Source organism: Nostoc sp. FACHB-190 (assembly GCF_014696905.1).
In the GTDB taxonomy this organism is placed as follows: domain Bacteria; phylum Cyanobacteriota; class Cyanobacteriia; order Cyanobacteriales; family Nostocaceae; genus Nostoc_B.
This window is the reverse complement of sequence record NZ_JACJQW010000082.1, coordinates 1-11356: the sequence shown is the minus strand read 5'-3', so window position 1 is coordinate 11356 and position 11356 is coordinate 1. Positions and strand designations below refer to the sequence as shown.

Annotated in this window: 10 protein-coding genes and 1 pseudogene; 7 read left to right on the top strand and 4 right to left on the bottom strand. The window is 40.7% G+C overall.

Annotated features, from left to right (window positions below; all coding sequences use genetic code 11):
- The first annotated feature begins 213 nt into the window (after positions 1-213).
- The 3 genes from H6G28_RS35555 (at position 214) to H6G28_RS35545 (ending at position 2015) form a co-directional block, all read left to right on the top strand.
- Entirely contained in the window at positions 214-534 is a 321-nt protein-coding gene (locus H6G28_RS35555) for a hypothetical protein (RefSeq protein ID WP_242054747.1), read from the top strand.
- 102 nt (positions 535-636) lie between these two features.
- Entirely contained in the window at positions 637-1239 is a 603-nt protein-coding gene (locus H6G28_RS35550; protein ID WP_190677925.1) for a hypothetical protein, read from the top strand.
- 8 nt (positions 1240-1247) lie between these two features.
- Positions 1248-2015, top strand: coding sequence for a GUN4 domain-containing protein (locus H6G28_RS35545; RefSeq protein WP_190677922.1), 768 nt, complete (start codon positions 1248-1250; stop codon positions 2013-2015).
- Between the two features lie 100 nt (positions 2016-2115).
- Here the strand turns inward: H6G28_RS35545 and H6G28_RS37575 are convergent, their stop codons facing one another.
- The gene (locus tag H6G28_RS37575; RefSeq protein ID WP_277883287.1) at positions 2116-2250 is read right to left on the bottom strand and encodes a hypothetical protein; all 135 of its coding nucleotides are present in this window, start codon (positions 2248-2250) and stop codon (positions 2116-2118) included.
- A 60-nt stretch (positions 2251-2310) separates the two neighbouring features.
- On the opposite strand from H6G28_RS37575, the pseudogene H6G28_RS35530 reads away from it, so the two are divergent.
- The 4 genes and pseudogenes from H6G28_RS35530 (at position 2311) to H6G28_RS35515 (ending at position 6531) form a co-directional block, all read left to right on the top strand.
- A pseudogene (locus tag H6G28_RS35530) lies at positions 2311-3622 on the top strand (transposase).
- A gap of 165 nt (positions 3623-3787) precedes the next feature.
- Positions 3788-5020, top strand: coding sequence for a WD40 repeat domain-containing protein (locus H6G28_RS35525; RefSeq protein ID WP_190677920.1), 1233 nt, complete (start codon positions 3788-3790; stop codon positions 5018-5020).
- 164 nt (positions 5021-5184) lie between these two features.
- Complete coding sequence (locus H6G28_RS35520; protein WP_190677917.1) at positions 5185-5667, top strand: TerB family tellurite resistance protein; 483 nt, start codon at positions 5185-5187, stop codon at positions 5665-5667.
- 69 nt (positions 5668-5736) lie between these two features.
- Positions 5737-6531, top strand: coding sequence for a GUN4 domain-containing protein (locus H6G28_RS35515; RefSeq protein WP_190677914.1), 795 nt, complete (start codon positions 5737-5739; stop codon positions 6529-6531).
- A 67-nt stretch (positions 6532-6598) separates the two neighbouring features.
- On the opposite strand, the gene H6G28_RS35510 is transcribed toward H6G28_RS35515, so the two are convergent.
- From H6G28_RS35510 to glgX, 3 genes are all read right to left on the bottom strand, one after another.
- Positions 6599-6973, bottom strand: a complete 375-nt coding sequence (locus H6G28_RS35510; protein ID WP_190677912.1) for a DUF1257 domain-containing protein — start codon at positions 6971-6973, stop codon at positions 6599-6601.
- A 74-nt stretch (positions 6974-7047) separates the two neighbouring features.
- On the bottom strand, positions 7048-8673 hold the full coding sequence (locus H6G28_RS35505; protein WP_190677909.1) for a Ycf46 family AAA ATPase: 1626 nt from the start codon (positions 8671-8673) through the stop codon (positions 7048-7050).
- A gap of 190 nt (positions 8674-8863) precedes the next feature.
- Positions 8864-10846, bottom strand: coding sequence for a glycogen debranching enzyme GlgX (gene glgX / locus H6G28_RS35500; RefSeq protein WP_190677906.1), 1983 nt, complete (start codon positions 10844-10846; stop codon positions 8864-8866).
- Positions 10847-11356 lie beyond the last annotated feature (510 nt).

The following is an 11356-nucleotide window of genomic DNA, read 5'->3' as shown; positions in this document are numbered from 1 at the left end:
GAGTTAATCTAGCCACACCCTGATTCCTTGCGCCGCGCCTCAAAACGGGTTTTATCCTGATTCTTTATCTTCCCACTAATATGGTCTGTTTATTTCCGCCGACCTGTACTAGTTAGCTTGAGCAGCGAGACAGCACGACGTGAAACACTTGTAGCACCTACATTGCTGGAAGTTGCTCGTTATTGTCAATGTCAAATCAGGATTGAGTATTCATTGACAGTAAACAACTGGTTAAAAGGTAATTTAGATTATTACCTGAAAAGCAATCTAAGTTTATTGGTAGTTGAAGCGAAAAATGATGACTTAACTAGAGGCTTTACGCAGATGGCAGTAGAGTTAATTGCTATTTCTGAAGTAGAAGAAGGTGATATTTTTTATGGTGCAGTAACAATTGGTGATGCTTGGCGTTTTGGTCGTTTAGAAAAAACAAAGCAGCAGATTTTTCAGGATATTTCGCTGTATCGCATTCCCGATGATTTGCCAGATTTAATGAAGATTTTGGTAGGAATTTTAGAATCAAGTAGTAGCGTTTGATAAGATTCGTGCTTTTCCAGGAAAAAAAGTTGAATGAAAATTGCGATCGCCTAACCTTAGTAATGGGGAATACTAAGTAGTAGGCTTAATCCTAAAAACTTGATGAAAGAAAATTATAATCGCCCCAGAGTGTATGATGCTGTGCTTGGTGGTCAAGAAAATGCGCCTCCTGGTGCTGTAGTCTTAGGAGGACTAGAAGGCGTTAAAAGACGCTTGGCAAATCCGATCATTGAACAAAAAATTGCCGCACTAGAAGAAGCACTCAAGTATGGCGAAGCAGGTTTAGAACTGGTAATCTCGGCGTTAGAAGATAGATTGTGGAAAGTCCGCTATGCAGCTTATTCCCTACTGGCTTCTCGACCAGAACCTATAGTGCAAGAAATACTACAAGAATATAGCCATAAAATTGACAGATATGATGCTTTTGTGGCGATGGCGCGTGCTGGCGGCGTGTCTGATATCGATACACTAATGGATAATTTAGAACACGATCGCAATAGCGCCACTTGTAAGTTAATTGACTTTACACTTGGCTTAGTTGATACTCATGAAGGTAAAGACAGAATCCGACATTACCTGTTCAACGGTACACAAATACAACGTAACTATGCAGCACTGTACTTTAAACGACGGGGGATCACAGATATTTTACGAGAAGCGGTAAGCCGGGGCTGTATTGATAGAGTGCAAGCCTTCTCTAAATAACAACCGCAATGTCAGAAAATTTCAATCAACCGCGAGAATATGATGCAGTTCTGGGTGGAAAAATACCACCGCCAAAAGATGGAGTGGTTTTAGGTGGTATTGCAGGTGTGAAACGGCGTTTGACTAGTGCAGTCTCGGTAGAAGAACAAGTTCTAGCTGTTGCGGAAGCGTTAAAATATGGTGAAGCGGGAATCAGATTGGTGTTTGAAATTATCAATCCTGAATCTGAAAAACTGCAATTAACAATATCATCACTGCTGGGACAACAAGCATTAGCAAAATTACAATCCTCTTTAGACACCGAACCTCCCTTAATCTCTGCGGTTGGCGCAAACTACAGTAATTTACAAAAATTACTGGCTGCGGGAAAATGGCAAGATGCAGATCAAGAAACTGCCGCTATGATGCTGCAAATTTGCGATCGCACACAACAAGGATGTTTAGATCCCACCGACATTGAAAAATTTCCCTGTGCAGACTTAAACACCATTGAAACTCTCTGGCAAAAATCTAGCAATGGCCGCTTTGGCTTTGCAGTCCAAACTTATATTTGGCAAAAAGTTGGCGGTACAGCTAACCCTGACTGGGAAGCTTGGTGTCGCTTTGGTAAAGGTGTGGGATGGTTTTCTCAAGGTAGTTGGCGTTATTGGAACGATTTGCAATTTGATTTAAATGCTAGTGTCGGACATCTACCCCGTGGTGGTGCATTTATCGGTTGGGGTTTAGCTAGAACAGCAAGAAGCCTCACACCTACCCGGAGGGAGGTGTTGAGATGAATTGCGAGTGAGTTGACGACAGTTCTCCGACCAATGCGACAGCGTTCGCGTAGCGTCTCGTAGAGAGGAAGGAGAACATGGAGGAAACGAGCAAAATATTTTATTTCGGGTCAGGTAATGTATCAATTAATTCTTCAATAACCTGAGTTACCGTTTTATCTTTATTTGCAGCATACTGCCTGACTTTGTTTAACCTGCGGTCGCTTAATCTAACGTGTAAATCTTTTTTTGGCATTTGTGTACACAACGCGAACATATTTATGTTATCATATTCATAACGCAATGTAATAAACAAATGAGGACAGCATATCAATACAGACTACGCCCAACAAAACAACAAACAACAGAAATAGACAGATGGCTGTCTATGATGTGCGCTCAATATAATTACTTGTTGGCTGATAGATTTAATTGGTATGAGCAAAATCGTTGTCCAGTTAATGCTTGTCAAGAGTGTTTGTCATCTTCCAAAGTTAAGAGACAATCCAGACTACTATTCGCAAAAGAAAACATTACCTGAGCTTAAGAAAACTCATCCTCATTATGGTGATATCTATTCACAAGTTTTGCAGGATGCGGTTAAGCGAGTTAAGATAAGTTTTGATAGATTTCTCAAAGGTGATAGTAATGGGAAAAGAAGTAGTAGACCACGTTTTAAACCTCGCAATAGATACCGCACTTTCACATATCCACAAATGAAAGATGGATGTTTGCAAGGTAATTTAATTGATTTACCAAAACTAGGTAAAATAAAAGTTATTTTGCATCGTCCATTACCTGACGGGTTCAAAATTAAAACTGCTTCTGTCACTAAAAAAGTAGATGGTTATTATTTAACTCTTAGCCTAGAAGATTCTACAGTTCCAGAAATCAAACCAGATATTAATCCAGAATCAATAACTGGTATTGACATGGGATTAAAAGAATTTTTGACAACTGCTGATGGTGAAACAGTGCCTATTCCTCAACATTACCGTAAGGCTCAAAAACGCCTGAGAGTTATCCAAAAACGTGTTTCACGACGAAAGAAGGGTAGTAATCGTAGAACAAAAGCAGTTAAGCAATTAGGTAAACAACATAAAAAAGTTGCTGACAAGCGCAGAGATTTTCACTTTAAAACTGCTAACAACTTACTGAAAAAATATGATGTAATTGCACATGAAGATTTAAACATCAAAGGACTTTCAAAGTCTAGATTTTCTAAGTCTGTATATGATGCTGGATGGGGCAGCTTTTTATCAATACTGATAAACAAAGCCGAAAATGCTGGTTTGTTGGTAATACCTGTTAAAGCATCTGGGACGAGTCAAGAATGTTCTAATTGTGGTGCGAAAGTACCTAAGAAATTACATGAAAGATGGCATAACTGTCCCCATTGTGGATGCAGTCTTGACCGTGACCATAATGCAGCAAAAAATATAAAAAATAGAGCCGAGGGGCATCCGGTTCTTAAAGCTCATCGAGTATCCGAAGCGATAGCTGGATTTGGTGAGAAGCCCACACAAAGCAGCTTGCTGAGGTGTGGGAGTATGTCACGTGACTTTTGGACAGGTTGTAGAACCTTATCTGCACTTGCAGAGAAATTAGCCAGATGTAACATCATCTGAAATTTGGGAACACTGGTATTAGTCAGGACTTACACATCAATACTATCTGTTGAGATTGGGTGTAGAGGTGCAGGGGTGTAATTATTCAAAACCCTTATACCCTTCCCCAAAGCTTTAATTTTTAGTTTTCCTGCGTTAGTCCTAATTAGTGTCGAGGAAACAATAATGCCAGAAAATCTCCAGCAACCGCGAGGATATGATGTTGTGCTGGGAGGACAAACACCACCTCCTGTAAATGGGTTAGTTCTCGGCGGAATTGAAGGTGTTAAATATCGCCTGTTAAGTAATAATCTGGAAGCAAAAATCGCTGCGATCGCACCAGCAATAGATTATGGTGATGTAGGTGTAGAGTTAGTCATTCAAAGTTTGCAACATGAACCAGTAGAGTTAAAAGCAGCAGCATATAAGTTATTACATCAAAGAAAAAAAGTTAGTGCTGAACAAATTATTGCCGCATTCAATTTATATCATTATCAATTTTTTGAATGCTTAACTACTTTTAGTGGACATACATCTGATGTATGTGGCATAGCATTTAGTCCCGATGGAAAAACTATTGCTAGTAGCAGCCACGATCAAACTATTAAATTATGGCATATTCAAACAAGCCAATTAATCTGCACATTAAGCGAAGGTTTATCAGCACCTTATGGACTGGCATTTAGTCCAGATGGCAAAACTTTGTATGCTAACGATTGGCAGGAAATCAAAATTTGGAATTTAGAAAACCAGCAACAAATTCTCACACTCAAAGGTCATACTGACGCTACTTTATCGCTTGCTATGGCTCCTGATGGCACTTTAATTAGTGGTAGTCAAGATAAAAATATTCATGTTTGGCAACAGCCTCATTTGGGAAAATACTATAAATTAGGGAGTCATCCTTGTCACGTTTGGGGAATGAATATTGTTAAAGTTGCTCTGAGTGCTGATGGTCAAATTTTGATTAGTGGTAGTACCAATGATAGGACAATCAAAGTTTGGGACTGGAAACGCAAAAAACAACTCACAACTCTAGGATATGAAACATTTGGTTTAAATATTTCGATGCCAGTAATTTCTTGTATTGCTATTAGTCCAGATGGCAAAATTGCTATTGCTGGAGGAGAAACTCAACTTGATGTTTGGGATATCGAAACAAGCAAGAAAATTTATACACTTACCCTAGAAGTCGATAATGATATTCATTCATTATGTGTTAGCCGAGATGGTAAAACTTTGTTTGGTGGTTTAAAGAATGGTGTGATTAGAATTTGGAATTTACTAACAGGTGAAACCATTCACAATTTAGCAGGACATTTAGGGATTGTTTGGTCTATGGCTTTGAGTCCTGATGGCAAAACTCTTGTTAGCGGCAGTCTTGATAAAACTATCAAGATTTGGGGTATATCAGGGTAAATTCAGTATAAGTTTATTGTGTCTATTTTCCATCACTTCATTTGCTTCAATTTTAAACCCTTGCGCTTCAAATATCATCTTAACTGTCTTAACTTTCCTTGTCAGATTTCCCTATAAGGATTACTATAAAAAACTGATAAACAGTAAAGATCAGAGTAAACATTATGTCTGATATCAAAAAAATTGGCTCATCTTGGATTATGAATTGGTTTTTTGGTTTTAGCCAGACTCCGACAAACGAAGACAGTAACATTTATATGAAAGCTGTTTTGTGTTGCGCTAAAGCAGATGGAATTCTATCTCCAGAAGAGAAGGAATGGGCGTTGGGATTCTGTGCATCTTGGGGTGTGGAAGATTGGGTGATTGAGGATTTACAAAACTATGAAGCTGATGAATCTATAGAAGAAGTAATTGCTCGTTCTCCTCAAGTATCTATGGCACAGAGAGATATAATTTTATCTGCTATTTGGGTTTCTGCTGCTGGTGGAGAATATCATGAACAGGAAAAAGCCAAAATTCGGAAAATGGCTAATATTTTAGGAGTAGCAGAAGAAGTAGTAGAGAAGTTAGAGCAGTTATATCAAGAAGAATCAGCACTACGACAAAAACGCCTCAAGCTTTTATATCCTCAAGAAAGCCCTTACTAAAAATTACTTGGTTAAGTGAAGACATCACCTAAATTTGGGAACACTGGTATGAGTTAGAAATAAAAATCGATGCCAGATGATATCAATCAACCACGAGAATATGATGTAGTGCTTGGTGAACAAAATCTTCCACCAATCGATGGTGTGGTGTTAGGCGGAATCGAAGGCGTTAAGCATCGTCTTGATAGTGTTCATTCACAGGAAGTTAGAATTGCTGCTTTATCAGATGCGCTCAAATACGGTAAAGAAGGTCAAGTACTGTTGCAGCAGATTGTTTTAACTGAAACGGGAAACTTACAGTGGTTAGCTTACGATTTACTATTTAATTCTGCTACAGAAAATCAAAGACAAAATTTACTACAATATATTCCTTTACAGTCGGCAGTAGGTGTAGACTATACGAGTTTGCGTAACTTATTAGCATCTGGAGAATGGCTACAAGCAAACTTAGAAACTGGTGAAAAAATACAAGAAGCTGTAGGGAAGAGATATCAACCATATTTCCATATTGCTGATGTGAATAATCTATCACAAACGGATCTGCGAACCATCGATCAACTCTGGGTTAAGTTTAGTAATAATCATTTTGGTTTTAGTGTCCGAAAAGGCATATTACTGAATAAAGGTTGGCATTTTTATCAAGATGGGGATTATATTACCTGTTTTCATAAAGATAATGCTGGCTATATTAGAGATGATTATTTTAATGCTTACAAACAATTAGGATGGGTTTTATCAGTATTGAATAAATCTCAATTTACTGTTAAGACAGCGCCTGTAGGTTCTTTACCAATGATTACTGGTAAAGAAATAAGAGGTGGAATATACTATGACATTACGCTAATTTATCGTTCAGATTTATAAGAACTGCAAATAGGTTAAAAACCCCGAATTCTTTAAGAAATCGAGGCTCTTGATGCTCACGAGATAGTTAAACCCAACGTCCTACAACAACTCGCACTGTTCCATCTGCTAATACTTCTTCGTCTTCAATATTAAAGCCTTGTTCTTGAACTGTTGCAATCAAGGTTTGATGAGCATATTTTTGGCTGATGGAGTTAACAAACTGTTGTTGATTAATTTTTGCACCCCAAAAGTCGGCTACTATTTCGTAATTTTCTCCATTGCGGCGAAAGCCCAAATCATAACCGTTTTTTTGGCGAATTACATACTCGGCTTGAGTGGTATTTCCTTGATATCCACGAACATTAGTATTGCACTCAACTTGATAGCCTAGTTCTTGCAAAACTTCATGCAGAATTTCACCGCGTTTGATTTGTACTTTGATGGTTGTGAAATGAGACATAATTCCAATTTTGGATTTTAGATTTGGGATTTTGGATTAAAAACGAGGCGCAGAAAATAAATAGTTTTTCTATTTTAATCGACCTCTAAAGGGCCGATGCCTTTTTGGTTTGAATATTGTTTTAATTCCTCCACTAATTGAATATCATTGGACGCTGCCCTGGCACCGGCTTCTGCTGCCCATTGCTTTAAGGCTTCGATTTGGTCACGGGCGATCGCAGCTAAGGGTACAGTCTGCGCTATTGCCTGTAAAATATCTTCTGTGTTGAAGTCTCGTCTTTGTCCTTCTATTCTTGTGGAAAATGCTTGGTGCATAGCATCAATAATTACTTGTTCAATTTCCGCACCACTGAAGTTTTGTGTTTGTTTCGCCAAGGAAATTAAATTAAATTCTCGCAGGCGGTTGGGACGTAACCTTTGCAAATGCACTTTAAAAATCTCTTGGCGTTCTGTTTCTGTTGGTAAATTCAAAAAGAAAATCTCATCGAATCTGCCTTTGCGTAATAACTCGGCTGGTAATATCTGCACATTATTGGCAGTGGCGACAATAAAAACTGGGCTGGTTTTCTCCTGCATCCAAGTAATTAAACTGCCAAATACCCGCCGCGATGTCCCCGAATCTCCATCCATACCACTGGTAATATTGCCAAAGGCTTTGTCAATTTCATCAATCCACAATACACAAGGGGCCATTGCTTCGGTTATCTGAATCATTTGGCGGACTCGGCTTTCGCTTTCACCAACAATTCCACCAAATAACCGTCCAGAATCTAACCTCAGTAGGGGTAAACGCCATTCATGGGCAATAGTTTTCGCTGAAAGAGATTTACCCGTTCCCTGTATTCCCACCAGTAACATTCCTTTGGGATTAGGAATACCGTAGCGTCTGGCTTCCTCGGTAAAAGCATCTTGGCGCATCAATACCCATTGTTTGAGTTGATCTAATCCCCCAACGCGCTTGAGTGATTCTTGGGGTGTGAAAAACTCTAAAATGCCTGTTTGGCGAATTGCTTGTTTTTTTTCTTCTAATACACCATCAATATCAGACTCATTTACCTGCTGTTTGGCGGCTAAAGCTTTTGCCAAAACTCTAGAAATGCGAGTGCGGCTTAAACCTTGACAAGCTTTAATTAATTGTTCTCGCGCCAAGCCAGCAATATTTAATTTATCTGGAACGACTAACTGAGTAATTAAATAATCGATTTCGCTGACGCTGGGTAAGGGAAAATCAACAACTGTCACCTCTTGCAGTAGTTCATCGGGAAGTTCTAAAGTATGACTGGTGGTGATGATAGTTTTACGCGATCGCTTTAACTCCCGTGCTAAGTTTCGTAATTCCCTAACAATCGGTGCATTCTTCTCAGTGGTAGGATTTTTCACAAACGGATGCAAATCCCGCAGCACAAACATTGCTGCTGTTTGCGAGTCAGCTTTCGCAATGCGTAATAAAGCCGCCATCACAGAACCTTTATCCGCACCATTATCACTCCAACCCCGCACAATATCCCAAAATAACACCTGTCGCTGAGGCGCAGAACGCGCTGCAACTTGCAACAGCACTTCTTCTACAGGTTCTTCTTCCACAGAAATCACATACAGTAAGGGATACCGCGCCCGAATCATCAAATCAAGTTGTTCTATCAAAGAAGCGTATTGCTGATTCTCGCTGCTATGAGTTCCATTTTGTGGCAAATTGCTCATCTCTCTTTAGGGGTGTGCGTGGGGTGTCAGGGTGATGAAACGCTAATTACTTAATTGATTCCTCAAATCTCCAGCCTTCATTCATTATAGCATTGCCTCTGTATCTGATTATACAAACAAAAACAGCCAACAGATTGATTCTGGTACTCCCTTGTCTCCCTTGTCTCCCTCGTCTCCCTTCCCTCGTCTCCTAACTCTCCGTTGCCAACCAAGCACGTAAAACCTCCGCCACCGTCCAAGCCTGGGCAGTACAGCCGCGCGGAGTCATTGGTGCATCGCCATCAAAAATTTCGCTGAGATTGCCAACACCGGATGCTGTGAGATGATTTGCCATTGGTTCTAAAAATTGCCGCGCCTGTTGTGGATTTTTGTAAACCCGCAAATGGGCAAGGACGAATGGCCCTAATAACCAACCCCAAACTGTTCCCTGATGGTAAGCACCATCACGCCGATACTGATTGCCACCGTATATTCCCTGATATTGTGGATGTTCAGGTGAGAGCGATCGCAATCCATGAGAAGTCAGCAACATTCTGCCACAAACATCTACCACGCTTTTTTGTTGGGTAGGGGTGAGGGGGCTTTCTGGTAAGGATACAGCAAAAATTTGATTTGGACGCAACGCCCCATCATCACCATCAGGACTATCAATCACGTCATAGCAGTAACCCAAAGCCTCGTTCCAAAAGCGGGAAAATCTTGCTAAGGCGCGGTCTGCCATTGCTTCATATTCTTGATGCGGTTTACCCAGTTGGCGAGCAAATTTAGCCATTGTGCGTAGGGCATTGTACCACAGGGCATTGACTTCTACTGGTTTGCCAATTCTGGGTGTCACTACCCAATCGCCGACTTTGGCATCCATCCAAGTGAGTTGTGTACCTATCTCACCTGCATAAAGTAAACCATCGGTTGGATCAAGGTGGATACCATAGCGTGTACCGCGACAGTGCCAATAAATAATATCTGCCAGTACGGGAAACAGTTCACTGAGTAAATGATCGTCGTTGGTGGCATTGTCGTAGGCGCGAATTGCTTCAAAATACCACAGTGTCGCATCGACTGTATTGTATTCTGGTTCCTCGCCAACATCAGGAAAGCGATTGGGTAGCATTCCCTGATTGACATATTTGGCAAAAGTGCGGAGAATTGCCCGTGCTACCTCTGGGCGACCAGTGGCAATTGTCAACCCAGGTAAACTAATCATTGTGTCCCTTCCCCAATCACTAAACCAGGGATAACCAGCGATGATGGTTTTGCCGTGAGATTCTTCTGGTACAGAACGATCAACAATAAACTGATCAGCCCCCAATACCAAATGTTTAATCCAGGCGGGAGACTCCTGTGCTGTGATGGGTCGATTACTCTGCCACAGTCCTAATAGTTTTTGTTCTTGAGTGCGGCGTAATTTGAGAGCCGTTTCACCATGTAAATCAATTTGTTTTTCTGTGCTGGCGACAAAGGTAACTGTTTCCCCAGGATGGAGAGTCACAGCAAAGGTGACAGCGTGGAGATGGTCTTCTTTGTCGTTTAAACCGCGATCGCGTTCTACTGCCAAGTCAAAGTCATAATACCAGTTGTGAACAGGTGTAGAACTGGCTTTGTCACTCAACAAATAAAATGGTGTAGCACTGGGATCAGCCGTCACACAAATTCCTTGTTCCACCGCTTCCACCAACATTTGCCAACCGTTGCTGTGGGTGTCGCTGTGATAATCGCGGTAGTTTACCATTGCTTTGAGGGTTAGTTGCAAAGGTTGGGTTGCACGCCGCAGAATGTATTGGATATATGTAGTGTTTGCGCCCAACTGCATCCAGATGCGCTTTTCTAGCAAAGCATCCGCCACCGCCAACCGCCACAGGGGAATTGTCCCTTCTAAGGTAAAAGATTCAATGTGTCGATAACCTTGGGGACTCACAGCTTGATTTGCCCAGCGATTTGTATGTAAGGGATAAGTGCGATCGCCATACAATACAGTTTCATCTAGTTTTGCCAACAGTAAGGTGCGACCTAAAGGCGGGTGTAAAGCGGCAATGAGTAAGCCGTGATACCGTCGAGTTAGTAAACCTGCCACCGTACCAGAAGCATAACCACCAATGCTATTGGTCACTAACCATTCCCGTGTTTCTGCGATTTCGAGATTGCCGCAGATTTCCCGCCCAAATTCCATACACATAAGGCAAACTGATTGATTTTTTAGGTGATAACCAAAATCTATTGACTACACAATTGTTTTATATAGCAATCCTAAATGATATGTGAGAGTTCAAAAAGCCTCAAACGCTTATAAAACAAGGATTTTTATCTACGTATTTTCTCACGTTTGGGGTAGGATTGCTATAGCAGGTGATAGGTGATAGAGTTACAGGCCTCAACTATATCGCTCTTTAATAACTATAAGCAGAGGAAAATAAGAAAACATCAGAATTTGAAAAGTGTGGAAGATCGCCTCGCATTTGATTTATCAGATAAATTAAGGTTCAGAACAAATCAGACTACAAAACGAAGAAAAAAGCCCTCCATTTTGGAGGGCTTTTTTCTTCACTCTTCTACTTTACGAGGCTGTAACATTGCTATCTCAGAAGATTAGCCATTGATAGCAGGAGCAGAGATAGCAACAGGAGCTTGCTCACCAGCAGCCAAGTCTAAGGGGAAGTTGTGAGCATTGCGCTCGTGCATGACTTCC